Annotated in this window: 17 protein-coding genes, 1 pseudogene and 1 riboswitch; of the genes and pseudogenes, 9 read left to right on the top strand and 9 right to left on the bottom strand. The window is 71.2% G+C overall.

Annotation, left to right across the window (positions count from 1 at the left end; genetic code table 11):
• Positions 1–40: 40 nt before the first annotated feature.
• Positions 41–1,375, bottom strand: coding sequence for an MFS transporter (locus ACFC79_RS18395; protein ID WP_376241270.1), 1,335 nt, complete (start codon positions 1,373–1,375; stop codon positions 41–43).
• Between the two features lie 54 nt (positions 1,376–1,429).
• Positions 1,430–2,251 (bottom strand): tyrosine-protein phosphatase, encoded by an 822-nt coding sequence (locus ACFC79_RS18390; RefSeq protein WP_376241268.1) that lies wholly within the window; start codon positions 2,249–2,251, stop codon positions 1,430–1,432.
• A 186-nt stretch (positions 2,252–2,437) separates the two neighbouring features.
• On the opposite strand from ACFC79_RS18390, the gene ACFC79_RS18385 reads away from it, so the two are divergent.
• Positions 2,438–3,286 carry a GntR family transcriptional regulator gene (locus tag ACFC79_RS18385; protein ID WP_376241266.1) on the top strand — a complete coding sequence of 283 codons (849 nt, stop codon included), beginning with the start codon at positions 2,438–2,440 and terminating at the stop codon, positions 3,284–3,286.
• 72 nt (positions 3,287–3,358) lie between these two features.
• On the opposite strand, the gene ACFC79_RS18380 is transcribed toward ACFC79_RS18385, so the two are convergent.
• From ACFC79_RS18380 to ACFC79_RS18365, 4 genes are all read right to left on the bottom strand, one after another.
• Positions 3,359–4,948: an ABC transporter substrate-binding protein gene (locus tag ACFC79_RS18380; protein ID WP_376241264.1), complete on the bottom strand. Its 1,590-nt coding sequence runs from the start codon at positions 4,946–4,948 to the stop codon at positions 3,359–3,361.
• Positions 4,949–5,380: 432 nt separating this feature from the next.
• The gene (locus tag ACFC79_RS18375; protein ID WP_376241262.1) at positions 5,381–6,154 is read right to left on the bottom strand and encodes an ABC transporter ATP-binding protein; all 774 of its coding nucleotides are present in this window, start codon (positions 6,152–6,154) and stop codon (positions 5,381–5,383) included.
• Positions 6,151–7,203: a FecCD family ABC transporter permease gene (locus ACFC79_RS18370; RefSeq protein WP_376241327.1), complete on the bottom strand. Its 1,053-nt coding sequence runs from the start codon at positions 7,201–7,203 to the stop codon at positions 6,151–6,153. The genes ACFC79_RS18375 and ACFC79_RS18370 overlap by 4 nt, the downstream gene beginning before the upstream one ends.
• A 62-nt stretch (positions 7,204–7,265) precedes the next feature.
• The gene (locus ACFC79_RS18365) at positions 7,266–8,312 is read right to left on the bottom strand and encodes an ABC transporter substrate-binding protein (RefSeq protein WP_376241260.1); all 1,047 of its coding nucleotides are present in this window, start codon (positions 8,310–8,312) and stop codon (positions 7,266–7,268) included.
• A 30-nt stretch (positions 8,313–8,342) separates the two neighbouring features.
• Positions 8,343–8,529, bottom strand: a riboswitch (cobalamin riboswitch).
• A 231-nt stretch (positions 8,530–8,760) separates the two neighbouring features.
• Here ACFC79_RS18365 and ACFC79_RS18360 point away from each other — a divergent pair.
• The 5 genes and pseudogenes from ACFC79_RS18360 to ACFC79_RS18340 form a co-directional block, all read left to right on the top strand.
• Complete coding sequence (locus ACFC79_RS18360) at positions 8,761–9,903, top strand: alpha/beta hydrolase (RefSeq protein ID WP_376241325.1); 1,143 nt, start codon at positions 8,761–8,763, stop codon at positions 9,901–9,903.
• A gap of 186 nt (positions 9,904–10,089) precedes the next feature.
• Positions 10,090–11,328, top strand: a complete 1,239-nt coding sequence (locus ACFC79_RS18355; RefSeq protein ID WP_376241258.1) for a sensor histidine kinase — start codon at positions 10,090–10,092, stop codon at positions 11,326–11,328.
• Positions 11,300–11,995, top strand: a complete 696-nt coding sequence (locus ACFC79_RS18350) for a response regulator (RefSeq protein WP_376241256.1) — start codon at positions 11,300–11,302, stop codon at positions 11,993–11,995. Before ACFC79_RS18355 ends, ACFC79_RS18350 begins: the two co-directional genes overlap by 29 nt.
• Before the next feature lie 791 nt (positions 11,996–12,786).
• Entirely contained in the window at positions 12,787–13,149 is a 363-nt protein-coding gene (locus ACFC79_RS18345) for a hypothetical protein (protein ID WP_376241255.1), read from the top strand.
• A 95-nt stretch (positions 13,150–13,244) separates the two neighbouring features.
• Positions 13,245–14,546, top strand: a pseudogene (locus tag ACFC79_RS18340) (ATP-binding cassette domain-containing protein); the annotation flags it as partial.
• A 143-nt stretch (positions 14,547–14,689) separates the two neighbouring features.
• Here the strand turns inward: ACFC79_RS18340 and ACFC79_RS18335 are convergent.
• The gene (locus ACFC79_RS18335) at positions 14,690–15,643 is read right to left on the bottom strand and encodes an aldo/keto reductase (protein ID WP_376241253.1); all 954 of its coding nucleotides are present in this window, start codon (positions 15,641–15,643) and stop codon (positions 14,690–14,692) included.
• Positions 15,640–17,538 carry a hypothetical protein gene (locus ACFC79_RS18330; protein WP_376241251.1) on the bottom strand — a complete coding sequence of 633 codons (1,899 nt, stop codon included), beginning with the start codon at positions 17,536–17,538 and terminating at the stop codon, positions 15,640–15,642. Before ACFC79_RS18330 ends, ACFC79_RS18335 begins: the two co-directional genes overlap by 4 nt.
• 153 nt (positions 17,539–17,691) lie before the next feature.
• Between ACFC79_RS18330 and ACFC79_RS18325 the strand changes: the two genes are divergently transcribed.
• The 3 genes from ACFC79_RS18325 (at position 17,692) to ACFC79_RS18315 (ending at position 20,444) form a co-directional block, all read left to right on the top strand.
• Positions 17,692–18,519, top strand: a complete 828-nt coding sequence (locus ACFC79_RS18325) for an amidohydrolase family protein (protein WP_376241249.1) — start codon at positions 17,692–17,694, stop codon at positions 18,517–18,519.
• A 97-nt stretch (positions 18,520–18,616) separates the two neighbouring features.
• Positions 18,617–19,603, top strand: coding sequence for an acetylxylan esterase (locus ACFC79_RS18320; protein ID WP_376241247.1), 987 nt, complete (start codon positions 18,617–18,619; stop codon positions 19,601–19,603).
• Between the two features lie 106 nt (positions 19,604–19,709).
• Positions 19,710–20,444: a GntR family transcriptional regulator gene (locus tag ACFC79_RS18315; protein WP_376241245.1), complete on the top strand. Its 735-nt coding sequence runs from the start codon at positions 19,710–19,712 to the stop codon at positions 20,442–20,444.
• 195 nt (positions 20,445–20,639) lie between these two features.
• Here the strand turns inward: ACFC79_RS18315 and ACFC79_RS18310 are convergent, their stop codons facing one another.
• Complete coding sequence (locus ACFC79_RS18310; RefSeq protein WP_376241243.1) at positions 20,640–22,625, bottom strand: right-handed parallel beta-helix repeat-containing protein; 1,986 nt, start codon at positions 22,623–22,625, stop codon at positions 20,640–20,642.
• Positions 22,626–22,629: the final 4 nt, after the last annotated feature.

Genomic DNA, 22,629 nt, shown 5'->3' with positions numbered 1-22,629 from the left:
GGTGAACCTTTCGTGGGACGGGGTGTGAGGGAGGCCGCGGTCAGTCGCGTACGAGCCGGGGGTGCCGGATCAGCGGCGTCAGGACGACGGCGAGGAGCGCGGCCAGCGCCCCGCCGAGGTAGAGCGCGAAGTAGTTCTCGCCGTCCGCGGCGGACCCGATCGGGTCCGTGCCGAGGGCGAGCAGCAGCGGGGCGACGGCCGGGGCCATGGACTGCGGCAGCGACTTGGCGATGTTGAACACCCCGAGCCAGCGGGCGGAGTCGGCGCTGCTCGGCATCACCCGCAGCACCAGGGCCATGTCGACGGCGTAGAAGGCGCCGAGTCCGATCGCGGCGACGAAGGTGGCGAGGTAGACGGGCCACACGGATGCGGACACCATCTTGATCACCATGGCGGCGGTCATCAGCACGCCGGAGGCGACGACGAAGGCGCGGTAGGCGCCGGTGCGGGAGGCGAGCCTGCCGAAGACCGTCGCGGCGACGACGTTGCCGACCGCGGAGAGCATGCCGGTGGCCGAGAGCAGCGCCGCGGCCTCGGCCGTCGACATCTCCAGCCGGGACATCAGGTAGTAGAGGCCGAACGTCCCGATCAGCGCGTTGGCACCCTGCAACAGGAAGCGCTGCACCCACACCACCGTGAACGCCGGGGCGGTGCGCGGGTCGAACACCAGGCTGCCGAGAACGGAGCGCAGGCTCACCGGGGCGTGCCCGGTGGGAGGAGTCGCCGGCTCGCCGCGCAGCAGGAACCAGGAGAGTGCGGCTCCGGCGGCTCCGGCGATGCCGGGGATCACCAGCAGCGCGGTGGTGGCGTGCGGTATCAGGCCGACGAGGAGGAACGCGGGGAACACGGAGGCGAACTGGGCGGCGCCGAACAGACCGGAGACGGTCGCCTGTTGTGCGGCCGGCACCCGATCCGCGATCACGGCGGCCAGGGCGGCGAGCGCGGCGTTGTAGGCGGCCTGGGCGAGCACCCAGCCGAGCACCAACTGGACGACCGAGTCGGCGGTGGCCATCACCACGGCGGCCGGCAGCCCCGTGGCGAGGCCGCCGAGGATCCAGGGCCTGCGCCTGCCGAAGCGCCCGGTGGTGCGGTCCGACAGGTGACCGAAGACCGGGTTGAGCACGAACGCGGTGACGGCCCCGATCGCGGTGACGACACCCAGCACACTCTCCTTCTCGTGCGGTGCGATTTCGTTGACCTTGAGGCCGAGGGAAGCGACCAGGGGCATGGCGAAGCCGAACCCGATGAGCAGCTCGGTGAGGACCAGGCCCACCACGACCCTGCGGGGAGCGCGGGTGCGGCCGTCGGATATCCGGTCGTCGCCGGGGCCCCGGTCGAGTGGTGGGGACACGGGGTCGGTCAGGACATCGGGCATGAGGGGGTGCTCCTGTCGTGCGGCGGCGAGGGCGATCGTGGGAGAGGGGCGGGATCAGTCCGCGGCGGTGGTCACGGCGGTGGCGACCGCGGCATCGGCGACGGAACCGTCGGGTGACGCCTTGGTGCGGAACGCGGCGACGGCCTCGGGCCCGACGCCGCAGCCGAGCAGGAAGCCCTCCGCGCCGCCGTGGTCCGTGCGCACGGTCTCCAGGAACACCCGCATCGCCTCGGGCGGCGCCTGGAGCAGCGGTGCGGGGACGGCCCGGCCGCGCTCGCCGCCGGGGTCCGAATCGCCGTGTGCGCTCGTGTGCCCGGCGTTCAGCGCGATGCCCCGGTGCGAGGCCAGCGCCGCGAACACCTGGGGGAGTGCCTCGGCGGTACGGGCGTAGTCGGCGACGATGCCCTCGACGGGCACACCGGCAAGGTCGAGCAGGAGCGCCACCAGCAGCCCGGTACGGTCCTTGCCCGCGGCACAGTGCAGGAGCGTCGCCCCGGGGGCCGCCGCGGCCCGAACCGCGTCGGCCACCGCTTGTGGCGCCGAACGCGCCAGTGCGACGTAGAACAGACCGAGATCGGCCGCGGTGCGCAGGGAGCCGATGCCGGGACCGGCGATGGCGTCGTCGTTCTCCGGGTCGAGTGGTGCCCGCACCACGCGGATGCCCGCCGCCTCGGCCGCGGCCCAGTCGTCGGGCGACTGTTCGGCGGCACCGCGCAGGTCGACGACGGTGGCCACGCCCTTCGCGCGCAGACTCCCGACGACATCGGTCCCGGCGGAGGGGAAGGGCTGGGCGGACCGGAAGAGGATCCCGGGGCGGATCCGGTCACCGCCGGGGTGGGCGGAGGAGGCGGGGTCACGGAAGTTGAGCAGGGGCATGGGAAGCTCTCCAGGTCGGGGCATCCACCACGGGAGGTAGACATCTAGATGTCTACCTGTCTCAAGGTGTGTTCCCGCCGGATCCGGGCGACGATGCGTTGAATTCCTGATGAACGCTCGCTCCGCCCGCTGCCCCGCGAGCGGGACCCGTCCTGCGGCGGCCGAACGGGCTCGTAGGATCCAGGGGTGTCAAACCGTCGAAGGGCCGCACCCGTCTACCTGCAACTGGCCCGGCAGATCCAGGAGCGGATCGACGCCGGGGAGCTTCCTGCGGGCTCCCGGCTGCCGAGCGAGCCCGAGCTGTGCGCCGAGTTCGGTGTCAACCGCCTGACGATTCGTCAGGCCGTCGCGGAGCTGGAGCGTGCCGCGTCCATCGAGATCCGTCGTGGTGTGGGGACGTTCGTACGCCCCCCGGTCACGCGCGTCTCGATCACGGTCGACCCGCTGAGCCAGCGACTCGACGTGGGCAGCGTGACCATGGCGCTGCCCCACACGGGCGCGCCGACCCGCGGCGAGGGCGGTGGGGATGACAGGGGCGGTGTGCCCGGCGAGGGCGGGGAGCGCGTCATCGCCGTCGCACCGGCGTCCGACTCGGCGGTCGATGCCGAGGCGGCGCGTCATCTGGGCCGTCCGCTCGCGGAGTTGTCACGGGTGGAGACGGTCGTCCTCATCGGTGCGGAACCGTGGGGTGTCAGCAGCTACTGGATGGAGTCCGCGCTCGTCCCCCGCGAGTTGTCCGTGCCGGGGGAGGCGGACAACGTGGTTCGGGTACTGGCCGAGGCCACGGGCATCGTCCTGGAGTACGACTGGCGCGCCTTCAGTGCGGTCGGTGCCGACATCGGCGACGCGGACCTGCTGGGTGTGCCGACGGGAAGTCCCCTTCTCGTCCGCGAGGGGGTGAGCTGCACCCCCGACGGGGAAGCGGTGCTGTACGTGCGACGCCGCATCAACGGTGAGCGCGCCCGCTTCGTTCTCAACTTCCGCCCCGAAAAGGAGCGTTCGGACGCGATGCCGTCCACCGCCGAGGACGGCTGAGTCCGCGGGGCGGGCGCGCCGCCCCGCGACCGCACAGTGGGGCGGCACCGGCCGCCGCGGGAGGGGGCCCGCTCACGACGCGATGCCGAGTTCCCAGAATCGGAAGACCGTCGAGGTGTCCAGGCAGTTCTGAAGACCGCGCACCTTCTCGTGGGCGACCGCGTACTGCTTGCCCTGCCAGAGCGGCAGCAGCGGCAGTTGCTGCGCCACGATGTCCTGCAGTCGGATGAAGTCCTGCCGGGTGTTCGCACGGTCGGCCACGGAAGCCGTCCGAGGGATGATCCGGTCGCTTATCTCAGTGTTTTCGTAATTGTTCGACAGGACGTTGTTCTCGCCGAAGAACGGCTGGGTGAAATTGTCGGGGTCGGGATAGTCCGGTACCCAACCCTTGACATAGACACCGTACTTGCCCTCGGCGATGCCCTTTTCGTATTGGTCGAACGGGACGGACTTCATCTGTGCGTCGAAGAGCCCGCTCCGGTTCAACTGATCCGCGATGGTCCGCAGTTCGTCGTCGGTGGCCGGCCCATATCGGCTCGGGGTGGACCAGAGGGTGAGCTTCACCTTTTCGGTGATACCGGCGTTTCGCAGGTCGGCCTTCGCCCGATTCGGCTGAGGTGTGTCGCCGTAGGCGTCGAAGAAGGAGGTGCCGTGTCCGGTGATGCCGACCGGGACGATCGAGTACAGCGGAGTCGCCGTGGACTGGTACACCTCGCTGACCAGGGCGTAGCGGTCGACGAGATGGGCGATGGCCTTGCGCACGGCCATCTTGCCGACCACCGGGTCGTCCAGGTTGAAGACCAGGTGCTGGACCTCCGCGCTGTTGCCCTGGACCACCTCCAGGCCGTCCTTCTTCGTGGCGGACGAGGTGTCGAGGGCGGCCACGGCCTTGGCGGTGAGGCCGCGGTACGCGATGTCGACATCGCCCTTCTCCAGGGCCGCCCGGAGTTCCTGCTGGTCGCCGCGGAAGAGCCGCAGGGTCACACCGGAGTTCTGCACATCGGCGGTCCCGTGGTAGTCGGAGTAGACCGAGAAGACCGCCTTCGACTTGTCGATGGAGTCCAGCTTGTAGGGGCCGGAGCCGACCGTCTTGCCGTCCTCCAGCAGGGCGTTCTTGGGGTAGACCCGACGGTCCACGATGGAACCGGCGCCCGATGCGATCTTGCTCGGGAATGTCGCGTCCGGCACCTTGAGGTGGAAGACGACGGTCTTGTCGTCCGGGGTGTCGATCGACTTGAGGGTGGAGAGCATCGGCGCCGGCCCCGCCGGGTCGTCGATCTCGATCGTCCGGTCGAAGGAGTACTTGACGTCGGCCGATGTGAGGTCGTTGCCGTTGCTGAACTTCAGTCCGTCACGCAGCGTGCAGGCGTACGTCTTGCTGCCGTTGGAGAAATTGCACTCCTCGGCGGCTTCCGGCACGGGCGTGGAGGAACCGGGCGGGAAGCTCAGCAGGGACTGGAAGACGTTGTTGAACAGCAGCCAGGACCCCGGGTCGTAGCCGGAGGCCGGATCGGTCGCGACGATGCCGTCGGACATGCCGACGACCACTCCCGACTTCGACTCGGACGGCCAGATCTGATCCTCGGAGCCGCAACCGGCCAGCAGTACCGTCGCCATTCCCCCGGCCACCAGGGTGCTCGACAGCCTCGTACGAACCTTCACGGGATGTGCCCCATACTCTCGGCCGGCCGCGGGGTGTCCCCGGACAACCGGAACAGGTCAGAAAATACTGCGGACGCCTCGGCCATTCAGTCCTTTTGGACCCGGTCGGGCGTAAGGGGACGGACCGACGGACTTCCTGAGCTCGGCGTTCGCGAGGGATCCTGTGCATGATGACAGACGGTCAAATTCCGATCGGTGAACGGCAGGAGACAGGTCGTGGTTGATCCGATGGTGATGTTGGACATCCCAGTTGTACACCGAGAGGAGCCGTTGCACACCGTGCGGTGAGGAATCCCTCGTTCAGTCGGTTCCGTTGGCCTGGAATGCCTGAAATCGGATCGTGACGGTTCCCGGTCCGGCCCCGCCATGAATCCGCCAGGCCGCTCTCTCTCCCGTGGGAGCGGTTCGCGGCATTCGGGGCCGGCCGTCGGATTACGAGGGAAGAAAGGTCACATGAGGCGCCCCGGTCCGGGGATGAATGACGACTTCCCCGGTCACTCCGTACACCTCGTGGAGAAGTTCCGCGGTGAGCACCTCGGCGGGCGGACCCGACGCGATGACCTCGCCGTCGCACAGGACGTAGAGGCGGTCGCAGTAGTACGCGGCGAGATTGAGGTCGTGGAGCGCGACCAGGACGGTGGCGGGGATCTCGCGCAGTACGCCGAGGACCTCCAACTGGTGCCGTATGTCCAGGTGATTGGTCGGTTCGTCGAGAACGAGCAGGGCGGGCTGCTGCGCGAGGGCACGGGCGATGAGCACCCGCTGGCGCTCGCCGCCGGAGAGCCGGTCGAAGGGGCGGTCGGCCAGTTCCGTCGCGTCCACGGCTGCCAAGGCCGACGCGATCAGACGGGCGTCATCGGCCGTGTCACCGGCGAACAGGCCCTTGTGCGGGGTGCGCCCCATGGCGACGATCTCCCGCACGGACAGGTCGAACCCGGCGGCCGACTCCTGCACCACCGCGGCGAGTGTCCGGGCCAGTGTGCGCACGGGCAGCGACCAGGCGTCCGCGCCGTCGACCCGCACCTGTCCGGTGTCGGGGCGCAGGACGCGGTAGACGGCCCGCAGGAGGCTGGACTTGCCGCTGCCGTTGGGGCCGACCAGGCCGATCACCTCGCCGGCCCCGGCGTGCAGTGACACGTCGCGGACGAGGTGGCGCGCGCCCGCGGTCAGCGTGACGCCCTCGACGGTGAGTTCGGTCGCGCTCATGCCACTCCTCGGTCGGTGTTCCGTCGGGCGTCACGGCGCATCAGCCACAGGAAGAACGGGCCTCCGCACAGCGCGGTGAGCACTCCGACCGGGATCTCCATCGGCGCCGCAACGGTGCGGGCGGCGATGTCGGCCCAGATCAGGAAGACCGCTCCGGCAAGTGCGGCCGTGGGCAGCACGCGGCGGTGATCGCCGCCGACCAGGAGACGCACGACGTGCGGCAGCATCAGTCCGACGAAGCCGATCGGCCCGGCCGCGGCGACCAGGATGCCGGTGATCAGGGACAGCATGACGAACATACGGGCCCGGAACCGGGCCACGTCGAGTCCCATCGTCGTGGCGGCTTCCTCGCCCGCCAGCAGCAGGTTCAGGTTCCGCGACTGCACCAGGAGGATGCCGATGCCGAGCAGCAGGGCCGCGGCGGGCAGCCACAGCGTCTCCCAGTCCACACCGCCGAGGCCGCCGAGGGTCCAGGCGAGGACGGCGCGCGCCTCGTGGCCCCGGCCGGCGGTGAGCAGCAGCAGATCCATCACCGCGGTGAGCATCGCCGCGATCGCCACACCGGACAGCACGAGCCGCACCGAGGTGATCCGTCCACCGGTGCGGGCGGTCGCGTAGACCACCAGCAACGCGCCCAGGGCACCGGCGAACGCCGCGGACGAGAGCGTCACCGGGCCGGCCACGCTCACCCCGAAGACGATCACCGACACCGCCCCGAGGGACGCACCGGAGGAGACCCCCAGCAGATACGGCTCGGCGAGCGGGTTGCGGATCAGGGCCTGCATGGCGGTGCCCACCACGGCCAGCCCGGCCCCGGTCACGGCGCCGAGCAGCACGCGCGGCGCCCGCACCGTCAGGACGATCGTCTCCCGGGCGCGCGACCAGGTCGGCTCCGCCCCATCGGCTCCCAGCGCGTGCGTCACGATGCCCCACACCTCGCCGGGCGGCACGTGCACCGAGCCGATGGCCAGCCCGGCCGTGACGGAGAGGACCAGCAGCACCGCGAGGACGGTGAGCGTGACGGCGAGGGTGGCCCGGCCCGACCGGATTCCGCGGCGCGTGCGCGGCCCGGCCGATGCCTCGGCCGGGCCGTCCTCCACCAAAGTCCGCGTCACCGGAAGCTCTCGGGATGCAGCCCGCGGGCCAGGCCGTCGACGGCGTAGGCCGACCGGATGCCGACCAGTGTGTCGGTCAGCGGCAGAACCACGAACCGTTCATTCCTGACCGCCGGGACGTCGGCGAGAGCCGGCTGGGAGAGGAGGAACTTCTTCTTCTGCTCGACGGTGCCGGTCCCCGCGTAGTCGTAGATGGCGATGACCTCCGGCTTGCGGGCCACGACCTGCTCCCAGGAGACGTCCCCGAAGACCTTGTCGAGGTCGCCGAAGACATTGCGGCCGCCGGCCAGGCGGATCAGCTCGCTGCCCAGGCCCTTGCCGCCCGCGGTGAACGCCGTCTTGTCGCCGCTGTCGTACACGAAGACGGGTACCGCAGGGGCGCTCCCGACCGCGGCGGTGGCCTTGTCGACGCGCCCGCGGAGATCGGCCACCAGAGCGTCGGCGCGCTTCGGTATGCCGAAGATGCTGCCGACCGTGCGGATCTCCTCGTAGGTGTCCCGCATCGTCACGGGCTTCTTCCTGTCGCAGTACTCGCGGTTGAGGTAGGTGTCGATGCCCGCGTCGGCGAACGCCTTGCGGGAGCGGCCCTCGTTCTCGGCGAAGGCGCTGCCGTAACCGCCGTAGACGAAGTCCGGCTCCACGTCCAGGATCGATTCGAAGGACGGCTCCTTCCGCGCCAGTTCGGGGATCGCGTCGAAGTCCTTCCTCAGCTCGGGCAGGACTGCCGAGTCCGGGAACGCGGTGCCCACCATGCGATCCTTCAGCCCCAGGGCGAGCATCAGCTCCGCCGGGTGCTGGTGGATGGTGACCACGCGCGAGGGCGGCTTGTCGTACGTCGTCCGCACGCCGCAGTTGTCGACGGTGACCGGGAAACCCTGGGCCGTCGCCCGCGCGGCGGGTTTCCCGCCGTCGGAGGAGTCGTCGCCGGCACCGCAGCCCGCGGCGAGCAGGACGGTGGACAGAGCGGTGGCCGCGGCGACGGCGCGCAGCGCACGACGGCGGGCGGGCGGGAAACCGGGGCGGCGGGGAATGCCGAAATACACGTGGAGCCTCCTGGGGAGTCCGCGCTCCCTCATGACGGGCCCGCGACAGGGCAGTGTCCTGACTCCCGGATCGACGTTCCCCCCGCCTTCCCGCGCCGTGCGCAGTGGCATGTCGAAGGGTTGCACTCCCCGGTCACAGTGGCGGGACCGTGCCGGAATTGCGCCGGCTTCCTGTGGTCCGTCGCGGCGATGACCTGCCGATATTATGTTTCCTTGAGGCTGTGGCACAAAGGCTGCCGGTGTGAGTGATCGCACGCCGTCGACCGGATCCGCCTCCCACCCCCTCGCGGCCGACGCACCCGTCCGACACCGGCGGCGAGAGATCGGCGGCCGGGACCGCAGGACGGCCCCGACGTCAACATGCCGCTCCCGGTTGTCTCGCATCCGACGTAAAAAGGCGGAAAGGCGGGTAAACCATTGCGGTGTGTGAGGCATCCTCCCTGGCGTGATGAGCCTGACGGGGACACCCTTCTTCCTGGCCACGGTCGCGCTGGCCCTGGTCACCGTGCTGATTCCGCTCCTGCTGTGGGGCCGCGTGGGCGGTCCCGCCCTGGTGCGCGGTGCGGCACGTCTGGTGATGGTCGTCCTCGCACAGGCGGCGGCCGTGCTGAGCGTCTTCGTGATGGTCAACAACGCCAACGGCCTCTACGACAGCTGGGCCGACCTGCTGGGCACCGGAGAGCACGTCGTCGCCGCCCCGGACCTGGGGAGCGACGGGCTCGGCACCCACAAGCGGCTGGCGGACGAACCGAGGACCGTCCAGCACTTCGGCCCGACCCACGACGCCCGGATGGGACGGGGCGTGCGCGTGACCCAGTTGCGCGGCCGGGTGTCCGGGGTGCGCGGCGAGGTGTACGTATGGCTCCCGCCGCAGTACGACGAGCCGTCCTTCCGGCACCGCAAGTTCCCCGTGGTCGAACTGCTCGGCGGCTTCCCCGGATCGGCAAAGGCGTGGTTCGCAAGTTTGCGCGTGCAGTCCCAGCTGGAGGCCGGGATGCGGAGCGGGAAGATCGCCCCGTTCATCCTCGTGGAGCCGCGGACCAATCTGCTGGCGGGCAAGGACACCGGGTGCGCCAACGTGCCGGGCGTCGTCGACGCCGAGTCCTGGCTCAGCGTGGACGTCCGGCAGATGGTGATCGACAACTTCCGTGCGGAGAGCCGCGCGAGCCGCTGGGCCGTGGCCGGATACTCGGCCGGCGCGCACTGCGCGGTGAAGATGGCACTCGCCCACCCCGACCGCTACCGGGCCGCCGTGGGCCTCTCCGGATACAACGACCCGGCTGCCGAGCGGGCCTCCCTCACGGCCCGTGATCCGCATCTGCGGAAGGTCAACAATCCGCTGTGGATCCTGCGCCACGCCACCACTCCGCCGCGCGTCTCGCTCTACCTCTCGGGTTCCCGGGACGACGGCTACCGTGACGGTCTCGCACTCCAGCGGGCGGCGGTGCTCCCGACGCGGGTGGCGGTGGCCGCGGTCAGCGGGCCGCACACCACCGGACTCTGGGAACGTCAGGTGCCGCAGGTCTTCCGCTGGCTCACGGCCGAACTCTCCCCCCACGAGGGCCGGACCGCTCCCGCCAAGGGCGTCTGACCGGCGAAGCCGTCCGCCCGGGCCCACCCGGCCTCCCGGCCGCCGCGCCGGGACCGTGCGGGCCGGACCGTTCCGCCGAGGCCGGAGCACAGGCGGACACGGCCCGCCGCGCGGGCACGGACGGGTGCGGTCCGACCGGTCCTGCGACACGATGCCCGATGCGGCCGGCGACCCTACGGTGGTGGCATGGCGGTGATCAGCGGATGGAGGCGGCGGGACCGGGGCCGCAACGGCGTGCTCGACGCACTGGGCGTGGCGGCGCTGTTCCTGCTGTCGGTCGTGGCCGCCTCGGTGGTGCCGCACGAGCACTACTTCTCCCTGCGCTGGCCCGCCGTGGTGCTGGCCGGAGTGGGCTGCGCCGCGCTGCTGCGGCGGCGCCGTCACCCGATCGGCGTACTGGCCGTCGCGGTCGGCTGCGGAGTGGCGTTCCAGGTCCTCGGGTTCCGGGAGAGCCCACTGGTCATCAGCCCGGTCCTGGTGTCCGTCTACACCGTCGCCGTGCTCACCGACCGGCGCGTCACCTGGGCCGCGGCGTCGGCATCGGCCGCCGTTCTGGTGGGAGCCGCGGTGATCTGCGACCCCCACTCCTGGATGGCGCCCGACAACGCGGCGATGCTGGCGTGGACGGCCCTGCCGGCGGCCGTGGGGGACGGGGTGCGCTCACGCCGCGCCTACATCGCCGCGGTGGAGGAACGCGCGGAGCACGCGGAGCGCACGCGCGAGCAGGAGGCGGAGCAGCGGGTGGCGGCCGAACGGGTGCGGATCGCACGCGAACTGCACGACATCGTCGCGCACCACATCGCCCTCATCAACGCCCAGGCAGGTGTGGCCGTCCACCTGGTGGAACGGCGGCCGGAGCAGATCCTGGCCGCGCTGGAGGACATCCGGGACACCAGCCGGTCGGCCCTGGACGAACTACGGGTGACCGTGGGCCTGCTGCGGCAGTCCGGTGACCCGGTGGCACCGCGCGATCCGATGCCCGGGCTCGCCCGCGTACCGGCGCTCCTGGCGTCGTTCGAACGCGCCGGGCTGACCGTCAGCCATACCCGGCGGGGCACCGCGGAACCGCTGGCGCCGGCGGTCGACCTCGCCGCGTACCGCATCGTGCAGGAGGCCCTGACCAACGTGCACAAGCATGCCGGGGCCGACCACGCCCGGTTGTTCCTGCACTACCACCCCGAACGGCTGACGATCACCGTCGAGGACGACGGACGCACCGGCGGGAACCACACCCGCCCGGGAACGGGCCACGGGCTGATCGGGATGCGCGAGAGGGCCTCCACGGTCGGTGGCCGGCTGCACGCGGGAGTGCGCCCGGAGGGCGGCTTCGTCGTGACGGCCGACCTGCCCCTGCGTCCCGGCCAGGCCATGGGCGAACCACCGAGGAGAGACGGGCATGACGATTCGCGTACTGCTTGCCGATGACCAGGCCCTGCTGCGGGGCACCTTCAGGATGCTGTTCGACTCCACGGACGACATGGAGACGGTGGGGGAGGCGTCCAACGGGCAGGAGGCGCTGGAGCTGGCGCGTGCGCACCGTCCCGACGTGGTCCTGATGGACATCCGCATGCCCGAGATGGACGGGCTCGACGCCACACGGATCATCAGCGAGTCCGAAGACCTCGCCGGGGTGAGGGTGCTCATCCTGACCACCTTCGAGGACGACGAGCACGTCGCCGAGGCCCTGCGCGCCGGTGCGAGCGGATTTCTGGGCAAGGGGGCCCGGCCCGACGAGCTTCTCGACGCCGTGCGTACGGTCGCGGCCGGTGAGGCGCTGCTGTCCCCCTCGGCGACGAGAGCGCTGATCGGGCGTTTCCTGGCCCAGCCGGACCCCTGCCCGGCGGGTGTGCACGAGCGGCTGGAGTGCCTGACGCCGCGCGAACGCGACGTGGTGGGGCTGGCGGCACTCGGGCTGTCGAACGACGAGATCGCGGAGCAGCTGTTCGTCAGCCCCCTGACCGCGAAGACCCACGTCAACCGGGCCATGACGAAACTGGCGGCCCGTGACCGGGCCCAGCTCGTCGTCATCGCCTACCAGTGCGGCCTGGTCAGCCCCGTGGGCGAGACGCAGTCCCCGCAGGCGTCCGTGTAAGGGCTGTCCCGCCCATCCCGGTGGATCGACGCACGGCGTCGGGCGTGGTGCGCCGCGAGACGGAGGGGCGCCCCCGCACCGGATGCATGCGGGCGTTCCGGCAATACGGCGAGAAGTAGGGCCTTCCTGCCCGAGCGCAGCCGAGAGCTCGGGGAAACGGCTGCCGCCGGGTGCCCGCCAGCAATTGCGGGACAGCCTCGGGGCGCCGACGCGGTACGCGCGGGCCGGCCCGGTCGTAGGCGGCGCGAACGGATACCGCAGTCGTGGTAGGCGGGAATCGCTCCGGGGGGACGATGTGCGGGGGGCCGCGTCCGGGCGATGGTGGGAGGACGAACGGAGGTCTCGCCATGAACGAGTCCCGTGGTCCCGCCGAACGGTTCGCCGGCCGCCCGGCCGGGCGAACGGCCCGCCGCCCCACCGGCGGCGAGGTCCGCCTCCCCGCCGGGCCGATCGGCACCGAACCGACCGGAGCGACCCGAGCCCCCGCGACGCCGGGGACGGCCCGTCGCGTCACCGATGCCGGGGACACGGGGAGCCGCTCGGGCCACCCGGTCCGGCCCGTACGACGCGAAGCCCCCTGATCGCGGGCGTCGGCAGCCGGTACGGGCCCGCCGATCGGGGCAGTACGCCCCAAGCGGAGCCCCGGTTCCACCGAATCCCCGTACCGCTCCGGCAAGGGGCGGCGAGACACACGTATCCCGGCCACTCGGCCATGCCCTCCCGGGCTCGCCTCCGACGCCCTCGGCGCGACGCCCCGTGACGGGCGCCGCCGTACAGGAAGGACCCCTCCCATGCTCACCGCGACCGAGAAGCGCAGCACGATCGGTGAACGACCCGCCGACGAACACCCCCGCACGTTCCCCGCAGCCGAGGAGGCGGTCACCATGGGAACCCACCCCACCACGCGCCCCACCCACCGGGCGGCCGAGGACGGCCGTACGGCCCTGCCCGCGCACCTGTCCCTGCTGCGCCAGGCACTCGCCGAGAGCACCGGTCGGAACCGAGGGACGGGCAAGGACGCGGGGGACCGTGCGCAGGCCCCCCGGCTGCGTCCCGACCGTACGGCCCGGACCACCCAGCTCACACTGGCGCAGTGGGTCAGCCGGACCGCGAGGATCGGGAACGCGGGCGACGCGCGGCTGACGGCCGGATGAGGCCGGACGGGGCGGGGGGACGAGGGACCGGCATCGCTCCCGGGCCGGTCACGGCCCCTCCGCCGCCGCGCGCGGCCCCTACGAGGCCACCGGTGGACCGGCTGCTCGACGAGAACAAGTCGCTGAACGAGGGCGCCATCGACTTCCCCTCGTTCGCGGTCGGCACCGCCCAGTGGCAGCTGTACGCGGAATCGGGGCTCTTCGACCCCGACATGCCGGTGGGCCGCTTCACCGAACGGGAGCGCGAACTTCTGCTGTACGGGAGCGGGTTCCGGGTCGACCGACGCAGTCGCCACAGTGTCTGCAAGAACGCGTACGAAGGGGTCGTCACCCGCTTCACCCGCCGCTACCTCAAACGCGACGCGCAGACCTTGAGCGACCGCGACCGGGATGCCGTGGCCCGGGTCGTCACCGAGGGGCCCTGCCCGGAATGCGGGGGCGCCCGGCTCAACGCGGCGGCCCGGCGGTCGAGGATCGGGGCGCACAGCATCGCCGACTGCGCGGCCAATGAGGTCGGCGAGCTCGTCGAGGTACTCGCCGTCATCGACGACCCCGCCGCCGAACCCGTCACCGGCGTCGCCGGATCGGGCAAGAGCACACTGATCTCCGGCGTCCTCGCCGCCCGACGACCCGACGCGATCGTCGTCGACCAGTCGGCGATCGGGATCTCGCCGCGCTCCACACCGGCCACCCACCTCGGCATCATGGACACCATCCGCAGACTGTTCGCCCGGGCCAACCGGGTCGACGCGGGCCTGTTCAGCTTCAACTCCACCGGTGGCTGCCCCGCGTGCAAGGGGCGCGGCCTCATCGAGAACGATCTCGCGTTCCTGGACCCGGTCACCACGGTCTGCGAGGTCTGCGAGGGCCGTCGCTATCGGCAGGAGGCCCTCGCCCACCGCCTCGACGGCCTCGACATCGTGCAGACGCTGCACCTCACCGCCGAGGAGGCCCTCGGCCGCTTCACCGATCGGACGGTGCTGCACCGGCTGGGCATGCTCCGCGAAGTCGGCCTGTCCTACCTCACTCTCGGTCAGCCCCTGTCCACCCTCTCCGGCGGCGAACGGCAACGGCTCAAACTCGCCGGACGGCTGCATGATTCGGGCGGTCTCCACATCTTCGACGAGCCGACCACCGGACTCCACATGGCGGACGTCGAGGAGCTCCTCGCCCTCCTCGACCGGCTGACGGACGGCGGCAACACCGTGGTCGTCATCGAACACGACCTGGACGTGATCAGACACGCCGACTGGGTCATCGACGTCGGCCCCGGGGCGGGCCGCCGGGGCGGCCGGATCGTCTTCGAAGGAACACCGGAACAACTGAGCACGTTCCAGGGCTCGTTCACCGCCGAATACCTCAGGCGGGACCTCGTGCGGACCGCGACGGAGGGCTGACCTTCTCGGGGCGGCCGACCGCGGGAGCCGAGCGGCACCGGCCGGTCCCGCAAGGCGGCTTCCGCATGACGACCGCACCCCGGGGCGGTCCGGCACCTTCGTCCCGGCGGGCGTCGCGGGCCGGGACGAAGAATCCGGTCACGTCACCCCAGCAGATGCGGCGGGACGAAGCCCGCCTCCGCGAGTCGGCGCCACAGCCCGTCCGGTATCGGGAACCGGTACGCGGCGGCGTTCGCCGTCACCTCGGCAGCGGACCGGCAGCCGACGACGACCGAGGAGACCGCCGCGTGCAGGAACGGGAACTGGATCGCCGCCGCGGCGAGCGGAACCTCGAACTCGGCGCAGATCTCGCCGCACCGTCGTGCCCGGGCCAGCATCTCCCCGGGAACCGGGCGGTAGTTGAACATCGCCCCGGGCGAGGGATCTGCGAGCAGACCGGTGTTGAACACCCCTCCCACGACCACCGCCGTGCCGGTCTTCGCGCACAAGGGCAGCAGGGTCTCCAGCGCGTCATGGTCGAGCAGCGAGAACCGGCCCGCGATCAGGACGACGTCCACGTCGAACTCCGCGACGTAGGAGGCGAGCGGGCCGCTGTGATTCATGCCGAACCCGATCGCCCGGACCAGCCCCTCGTCCCGCAGTCGGCGCACCGCCGGGTACGCCGTGCGCCGGACCTCCTCCGGGTATTCATCCGCGTCGTGCAGGTACAGGATGTCGACCGACGAGCGCCCCAGACGCGCCAGGCTCGACTCCAGCGACGCGCGGATCCCGCGCTCCGTCCAGTCGGTCACCACGGTCCCCGGGGAGCCGTCCGGCTCGGGCCGCAGCAGCCAGCCGGTCTTCGTGGAGATCACCGGATCGGTGATCCCGGCAGGCGCGAGCAGACGGCCCAGCCGCTCCTCGGCCTGACCGTGGCCGTACCGCGGTGCCGTGTCGAAGTAGGTGATGCCGGCCCCGGCCGCGGCCTCCAGCGTCGCGGCGGCCTCCCGTTCGGTCACTTCGCGGAACAGCCCGCCCAGCGGGGCGGTGCCGATCCCGAGCCGTGGCAGGGCGAAGGGCAACCGGGACCGGGCACCGGATGTCGGCGAACCGTTCATCGGGTCACCTCCCACGGGGTCCGGTAGCTCGGCCGGGCCGCGCGCAGAGTCATCGTCAGGGTGAGCCGGGCGCGCGTGTTCCCGGGAAGTTCGACGGCGCACCAGGACCCCTCGACCTCGCGCACAGGGCCGTCGTCGAGGCGGACGGTGTGCACGACATGCTCGGCGAACGAACCCGCCTGCACCACCACCGAACGCGGGGCACCGCCGAGGTTCACCAGCTCCACCACGGTGTGGTCGGGCCTGATGTCCGACACGAGCGCGGCGACGTCCGGGGGCAGCCCGGGCCGCCGTTCCGCGGCGTCGTGGTAGCGCAGGTGCAACTGTGCCAGGCCGCCGTTGTAGAGCACCTGCGGGGACCCGGTGGTCAACTGCAACAACGCCTCGGTGACCACCGGATTGCGCTGCTGCCAGTGATGGATGCCCAGGGTGTCCGGGCCGACGGCCGGGTCCACCGTGTCGTCCTCGATCGAGGCGACCCGCTCGGCACAGACGTCGAGGGCGCCGCGCAGCATCCGCTCGGGGAAGTCCGGATTGCGGCCCGCCAGGTACTCGTACCACGGCTCCTCGTGACCGGCCTCGTCCTTGATGCGCTGCGTGTGCACCGCCGTCCAGTCCCAGTCCGAGGCGGACCGGAGGTGCTCGATGCGTTCCAGGTCCACCGTCTCGCGCCCGAAATGCCAGAGAGCCATGGGAAGTTGGGTCGGCATGACGGTGTAGTCGAACCAGCCGGAGTCGCTGTACCGCTGGGGCACCATCAGGGTCCGCCCGCCGGGGGTCGCGCGCAGATGGGGGTGCCAGCGCTCGCCGAGGGTGCCCATGCCGTCGACGCCGCGCCGTTCGGCGTGCCGCAGCACCGCGTCCAGCGGGTTGCGGGCCAGATCCAGGAAGCCCGTGTCGCCGGTGAGCAGCGTCGCGTTGGATGCCCCGATGATCGTCGCCGACCCGACGGGGGAGAGCCCGTGCGGCCACGTCCACCCGTAGTGCCCGCCGTACCAGCGGCCGTCCAGGTACTCGCCGACCACACCGTTCAGGCCGGCGTTGTCGGGCACGACGTCGTGGTCGGCGAGCCGCTCGCGCCACACACCGACGTACTCGGCCACCCAGTCCGCGTACCGTTGTTCGCCGCTGAGAAGATGGGCGTTGACGGCGAGTCCGGTCGCGGCCAGGTTGACGATCGTGTCGCCGCGGCCCATGCGGTCCCACATCTCCCGGCCGTAGGCACGGGCCCGTTCCGGGGACGCGGCCAACTCGTCGAAGGGCGCGGCGTCGGCGATCCAGTCGAGCGGCAACCCGTACGGGCGCAGGGCGTCGCTCCACGGGAAGTACATGTCGTGGTCGCTGAATCCCGGGCGCGGGCCCGCGGAGCCGTTGTGCGGCGCGCGGATCACCCGGTGCGCGGGATCGTAGTTGGGCCCGCCGGGAAGATAGAAGTCGGCGAATCGGCAGGCCAGTTCCCGTAGTTCGGCGTCTTCCGGATCCGCGAGGCACAGCCCGTAGAACAGCAGCATGCCCTCGCCCTGGTGGAACCAGTCGTAGCCGCGCTCCAGACCGGCCTCCAGCATGCCCATCTCCGTGAGCTGCGCGCCGACCCCGCGCCAGTGCCGTCGGGACGCGGTGAGCAGGTCCGCGCTGCCGCCCAGCAGGTACAGCGTCGGCCAGTTGAAGAACGGTTCGTAGAAGTCGTCCACGCCGTCACGGCCGTCCAGACCCTGCCCGAGCGTGTCGCGGAAGACCAGGCGGCCATCGCGCTCGGTGTAGCGGTCGGCGAACGTGCGCCACGCCTTCTCCTGGGCGGCGAAGAGCTCTCGTTCGAGCACCGCCCACCGCGGCAGGTCGGTGATCCGCCGACTCGCCCTCAACTCCGGCATCCGCACGGTGTCCTCGGTCGTCATCGGCCCGCTCCCGCCGCGGACTCGACGTCGGTTCGTCCGGTCATGAGCACCAGGAACACCCGGCCCTTCACAATCGCCCATCGATTACCGATGGCTAGACTCACCGGCAGGGGTCGGCGTGTCAATACGTCGGCGACGCTCCCGTGGAGGGTGATGTCCGTGATCGACTGCCATGCCCATCTGTGGAACCCGGGGGAGGGGTTCGGCTGGATCCGTCCGGGATCCGCGCACCATCGGACGTTCTCGGTACCCGACCTGGAGCGGGCGGGCGCCGAGTGCGGTCTGACCGGAACGGTCCTGGTCGAGGCGTCCCGCGGCGACGCGGGCGAGACCGCGGCCCTGCGCGACCTGCGGCTGCGCCGACCGGACCTGGTCGCCGGATACGTGGCGAACCTGCACGTCCACGGCGAGGACGGGCCGCACCGATTCCGGGCCCTGCTCGACGAGTTGGGTGAAACCCGGCCCAACGGGATGCGGCTGGGCGGCGGGACATGGGCGGACACACCGGAACGGGCCCGCGCGCTCGTCCCCGTGCTGGCCGGTGCGGGGGTGGTGCTCGAACTCAACCTCGGCACCGGTGCTCTGCGGACCGCCTCCGAAGTGGCATCTCAGCGGCCGGAGTTGACCGTGGTCGTCGACCACCTCGGCAACCCGCCGAATCTCCGGACGGAGCCCGCGCAGTGGTACCGGGACCTCGAACGCGCCGCCGCGCTGCCGAACGTGGTGATGAAGATATCCGGCCTGCTCACCCAGCAGCACGGCGTCGCCGCCGCCCGGGTCGCCCGCCTGGTCCGGCACGCCGTCGACGCCTTCGGCCCGGCCCGGTGCCTCGTCGGCTCGGACTGGCCGATCTGCCTGCCCCGCGGCTCGCGGGCCGATTCGCTGGCCGCGGCCGGGTCGGGGATCGCCCATCTGCCCGACCGGGAGCGGCAGGAGGTCCTGCACGGGACGGCGGTGCGCGTCTACGGGCTGCGTGGTTGACAGTGCTCGGACAGCACTGTTTCGATTCATTGATCGATAGGCGATAAGTGGTAGCCCATGCCGGCCGAGCCGGCCCCGACCTTCGCGGAGACCCGACATGGCTTTCTTCGACCTGCCTCTGGACGAACTCGAGAAGTACCGACCCACCACGGCCGAACCCGCCGACTTCGACGCGTTCTGGAAGAACACCCTCGCCGAGCAGCAGGGCCTCGGCCCCGCCCCGACGTTCACACCGGTGCCCAACGGACTGGCCACCGTCGACACCTTCGACGTGACCTTCGCCGGCTACGGCGGACACCCGGTCCGCGGCTGGTTGCAGCTCCCCGTGACGCGGACCGGCCCGCTGCCGGCCGTCGTGGAGTACCTGGGGTACGGCAGCGGCCGCGGCGCCCCGCACGAGAAGCGGCTGTGGGCGTGCGCGGGCTACGCGCACTTCATCATGGACACCCGCGGCCAGGGGGCGCAGACACCCGACCCCGACCCGGCCACCGGCGACATAGCGGCCGGGGGCTTCCTCACCCGCGGCGTCCTCGATCCGCACCGCTACTACTACCGCCGCCTGTTCACCGACGCCGTGCGCGCCGTCGAGGCGGTCCGCACGCACCCGGCCGTCGATCCGGGGCGTGTCGTGGCCACCGGCACCAGCCAGGGCGGCGGGATCGCGCTGGCCGCGGCGGGCCTCGTCCCGGACCTGGTGGCCGTCATGCCCGACGTGCCGTTCCTGTGCCACTTCCCGCGCGCCACCACGGTCACCGACCACCCGCCGTACGTCGAGATCCAACGGTTCGTGAAGCAGCATCGTGAGCACGCGGACACGGTGGCCCGCACGATGTCCTACTTCGACGGGGTGGCCCTGGCCCGCCGTGCGAACGCCCCGACGCTGTTCTCCGTCGGCCTGATGGACCACATCTGCCCGCCCTCCACGGTGTACGCCGCGTTCAACCACTACGGCGCACTGCACCGGGTCGCCGACACCGACAAGCGGATCAGTGTGTACCCGTTCAACGATCACGAGGGCGGTGGTTCCGCGCACGAGGTGGTGAAGCTCCAATGGCTGGCCGAGCGGCTGGGGAGCGCCGATTGAGCGACCCCAACCGCCCATCCGGCCGATCTGCGGGATTCGTCCATCGATAGACGATGACCGCGTATCATGGCACAACCGGCTCCCCACATCGCAGGATTGGGATTTCATGGCATCTAACGCGTCGGCTGGGTTCGTCTCCACGCTGGCCACCAACAAGGACCGGTTCCGCAAAACCCTGATCTCCGACCAGGTGTACGAACTGCTCCGCAAGGCCATCGTCGAGGGAGACCTCGCGCCGAACGACCGGGTGGTCGAATCGGAGATCGCCAGGCGTCTGGGAGTGAGTCAGGCCCCGGTGCGGGAGGCGGTGAAGCAACTGGCGCGGGAGGGCCTGCTCATGCACATCCCGCGCCGCGGCCATTTCGTCGTCGAGATCTCCTCGAAGGACGCGGAGCACGCCCGACAGGTACGGGAACCGCTGGAGCGCCTCGCCGCACGGCTCGCCACCGAGAACCTCACCGACGAGCACCTGAGCGAACTCGACGATCTGGTGGAGCGGATGCGTACGGCTGCGGACGCCAACGACGTCAGCAGCTTCCGCGACGCCGACATCGAGTTCCACACCACAGTCGGACGGATCTCGGGCAACCCCTTCCTCGTCCGCATGTGGGAGGTCCTCGAACCGAGTCTGCGCGCGCTGCGCGCCATCTCCGACCCCCTTTTCGAGGGGGACCGGCAGGCCATGGCCGACGAACACGGTCGCCTCGTGAACCTGCTGCGCGCCGGCGACGCCGACCGGGCCTCCGACGCCTTCGCCGACCACGCGGCGGGCCGCGGACCGGTTCCGGACGCGCGGGCGGCCAAGAAGCCGCGCACGTCCGCCACCACGGGGAAACGCTGAAGACCGTTGCAGTACGAGTGCCGCTCCCGGCACCGGTGCTATCAGCCGGGCAAGGACGGCGTACCCGGGGGCGGCGAGGCGTTCGGCAGCGCAGTCCGCTGACGGTGCCGTCGGGGCCTCGCGCACGGCGGCCGCGGAACGACGGGTGGCCCGAGCCGGAACCCCGGCTCGGGCCACCCGTCGTACGCCAGTGTTCTAACGGCGGGCGCCCGCCGTCCACCCGGGCGCTCCGTACTGGTACGCGCCGAGGCTCGGGGCCGGGTCGGTGGACCCGTCGTTGATGCCGGGCAGCGCGATTCCGACGTTGCGTGCGGGGGATTTCTCCGACAGGCGGTAGTCGTGTCGCGCAGCGTCGACGAACAGCGGATCGACATCGGCCGGGAGGTTGGCGGACAGCACGAGTCCGCCGTCGGTGGCGCCGTCCAGACCGCGGATCGGGCCGACGTTGTTGTAGATCTTCGTTCCGGTGGACTGCCCCGGTTCCTTGACGTAGAACAACGTCATTCCGCCGGTGTTGTTGTACACGCGGTTGTCGTGCGATCCGGTGCCCAGGCCGTTGAGCATGACCGTGCCCTCACGGTTCCCCCAGCCCACGTTGTTCGCGATGACCAGATCGCTCTGGCCGTTGTCCGCGTAGATGCCGGAGATCCCGAACGTGGTGAGCGTCGTGGCCGGTTCGGGGTCGTGCAGCACGTTGTGGTCGAGGGAGGACCCCATCATCCAGGCGCTGCAGCAGGTGTAGATCGCGGCCACGTCGAGGCTCAGCCGGGCGTATCCGGAGATGTCGTTGTACGCGATCCGGTCCGGGCCGGGGGCGAGGCCGTCCACGGTGTTCCACTGCAGGTTGATGCCGCTGCGGCCGACCCGGGAGATGGTGTTGTGCGTGACGGTCTGGCTGTTGCCCTGGACCGCGATGCCCGCCGCGTACGTGCCCATGTAGTCGACGTCGTGGATCACGTTGTCCGTCGCGGTGTTGTTCTGGCCGCGCAGGGCGATTCCGTTCCCGGCGCTGAACGACAGATCGCTGTTGACGATCCTGTTGTGGGTGCCGTCCAGGACGATGCCGGTGTCGGCGACGCCGCGGGTCACCGTGGAACCGCAGTCCGTCGCGCCCTGCGTGATGTCCGTGTAGTGCGACAGGTACTTCCCGTTGATGCCGTCCAGGGTGACGCCCGTGCTGGACGGGCCCGTCCTGATCGTCGAGGCGAACAGGCCGATCCCGGCGACCGTGGTGTGACTGGTGCCGGTCAGGTCGAAGGCCAGGGTGCGCGACTTCGCCTCGATGGTGTGGCGAGCGGGGTCGTCCTCGCTGTAGACGTACAGACGCCTGGCCATGGGGTCGTAGAACCACGTGCCCGGATGGGCAAGTTCACCGATCTTCCCGGCCAGGGCGTAGCGGGTCTCCTTGGGCACGACCTTGTGCACGCACGGCGGCGCCGCGTCCAGTGTCACCGAGCCGACGGCGGAGCTCCGTACCTTCCCTGTCGCCGTTATGTACCAGTAGCCGGTCAGCGCACGCGCGCCGTCCCAGTACCCGGCCGGCCGGGTCAGGTCCGCGTCGGCGATCGTGGCGTCCGCGCTGCCCGCCCCGGCGTACCGCAGGGTCGGGGCGAGCAGGTCGGGGCCGGGGTGGGGCCACTGGGCCTCGACGTCCATCTTCCTGTCCGTGAACACCTGCACGGTGGTCACGTCGGAGCCGAGGTCCGCGCGGGTGCTGTAGATCCGTCCGGCCTTCACGGCCTCGCCGAACGGCGAGTCGGCCGCGTACGGGTCGGACCTGGCGATCCGGGTGACGTCGCCGCCGGTGACCTTCGACCAGCCCCGCAGCGGGGTGGTGCCGTTCAGCGTCACCTCGGCGCCCTCGGCGGCCCGGTAGGAGATCGGCCGATCGGCGGTGCCCGACCGGGCCGGTACGACCGTCTCGTCGTAGGTGCCGGACGTGATCAGGCAGGTGTCGCCCGGACCCATGACGTCCGCGCACCGCTGGATGTGCCGGAAGGGCGACGTGGTCGACAGGCCGTCCGCGGAGTCCCGGCCCGAGGGCGCGACGTAGTAGGTGCGTCCTTCCGCGGACTGCGCGGCGGTGGCCGGAACGGCTGCCGCCACCACGGACAGGGAAGCGAGCAGGGCACCCGCCGACAACGTGCCCCCGCGGGAGCGTGACCACCAATTCCTCAGCACTGCA

Origin of the sequence: Streptomyces sp. NPDC056061 (assembly GCF_042266885.1) — a bacterium.
In the GTDB taxonomy this organism is placed as follows: Bacteria; Actinomycetota; Actinomycetes; order Streptomycetales; family Streptomycetaceae; genus Streptomyces.
Note: the sequence above shows the minus strand (reverse complement) of the source record. Positions and strands in the feature narration are given on the sequence as shown.